Raw genomic sequence first — 1621 nt, 5'->3', positions numbered from 1 at the left:
AACAGCACAGGTAGCATGAGCCAGAATTTTTTCATGTGTGATAATACTCTTTTAGGATGGTGATACGTTTCAGGCTAAGTATCCTAATGTCATTACCAGTAATGTCAATGAGAAGAGAAATAAAGGGGGAGAGGCACTTTACTCAGACGCCAATTCCCACTCGGATGATCATTGCCGTTTTTTTGACCAATTATTAGTGCCTTGCTTTATTCAAATTCTAGAAGTGTGCCGCAAGGTGTTGATGGTAAGAAGTATCTGTTTTTACGGTACGACCTTTGATTAATATTTAGTGTTGGTTCAAGAGTCTGACTTTTAGGCCTTGAGCAGTCCTGCATCCAGTTGTTGAGGAATTATCTATGATCAATGTTAGAAATTATGATGAGAAACGTGACCATATCCGTATGAAGCTAGACACGCCTATCCAGGTAAAACTGGATACTGGAAACTATATTGAGGGCACTTGCCTCGATCTTAGTGTAAATGGCATGCAAGTTGAACTTGATAGGGCGATTAACGCAGGTGAATGTATTGAGGCCTGTATCCGCTCAGAGATGGGAATAGTGCCCGACTTGGTTAGCAAGGCGACGGTTGTACGAACAACCCAGATCGAATCGGGTCGATATCTACACGGCGTACAAATACAAAGCATGCAGTAGTCAAAAAGCGACGGAGGGATCTAATTTTAACCAATGTAAGCGGTTTGGTTTATAGTCCCTCTGAAATTTATGAGATCTACTTGTCTCGACTTAGGTGAGTAGTAAACCTAATCTCTGCTGTGTCTTTGCGTTTCCTATATAGACCTAGTTAATCGATTCGTATACATAGAACGATTAAAAAAATATGATACAGCAGTGACTATCAGTTTCCTTTTTATTGAGCAATTGAATAAGCTTGCTCAGACCTTAAAGCGGTTAACTAAGTCGGACAAATCCTGATTTAGTTGGTTTGCTTGTTGGCAGCTTGCAGAAGTTTGTTCCATGCCCTCGCTGGTCGTGGTGGCGACTTCAACAACCGTTTGAACATTCTTCTCCATTTCTTCACACACGCATGACTGTTCTTCTGAAGCGCTTGCTACTAGTTGGTTAATCTCATTTATAACTGAAATCGAAGAAGCAATTTGGTTAAGTGATCGTTGTACTTGTTCACTTTGACGAACGGTACTTTGACTTTGTTCATTACTTCGTGTCATGACTTCGACGGCTCTCTGTGATCCACTTTTGAGTCGATCAATCATTTCTTGTATTTCTTCTGTGCTTTGTTGAGTGCGTCCTGCCAAGCCTCTAACTTCATCAGCAACAACAGCAAATCCTCTACCGTGCTCACCTGCTCGCGCAGCTTCGATTGCGGCATTGAGAGCAAGGAGGTTTGTTTGTTCCGCGATTCCAACGATCACGTTGAGGACGTTTACAATTTGATTGACCTCATCTTCAAGTGTTGAGATGACGCCTGTGGCATCCTCAATTTCAGCTGATAAACTGCCGATAGTCGAGATTGCTTCGGTGACAATTTGTTCGGCTTCTTCACTGACAATTTTCGCTTCGGTCGCACTTCTCGCCGCGTTTTCGGTATTTTGAGCAATTTCTCGACCACTTGAGGACATCTGATTGATGGCTGTAGCGAT

At 42.4% G+C, this 1621-nt stretch carries 2 protein-coding genes; one reads left to right on the top strand and one right to left on the bottom strand.

The window, feature by feature from the left end:
* The first annotated feature begins 356 nt into the window (after window positions 1-356).
* Window positions 357-656, top strand: coding sequence for a PilZ domain-containing protein (locus A3761_RS10505; protein WP_068509454.1), 300 nt, complete (start codon window positions 357-359; stop codon window positions 654-656).
* Window positions 657-895: 239 nt separating this feature from the next.
* Here the strand turns inward: A3761_RS10505 and A3761_RS10500 are convergent.
* Window positions 896-1621, bottom strand: a 726-nt coding sequence (locus A3761_RS10500; protein WP_231881207.1) for a methyl-accepting chemotaxis protein, incomplete at its 5' end; no start/stop codon positions are given.

It is taken from the genome of Oleiphilus sp. HI0123 (genome assembly GCF_001635315.1).
This window is presented reverse-complemented; position numbering and strand designations above follow the sequence as displayed.

Bases quoted from the DNA above. Each gene is read 5' to 3' on its own strand.
- A3761_RS10505 (WP_068509454.1), top strand. From the start codon at position 357: ATGATCAATGTTAGAAATTATGATGAGAAACGTGACCATATCCGTATG.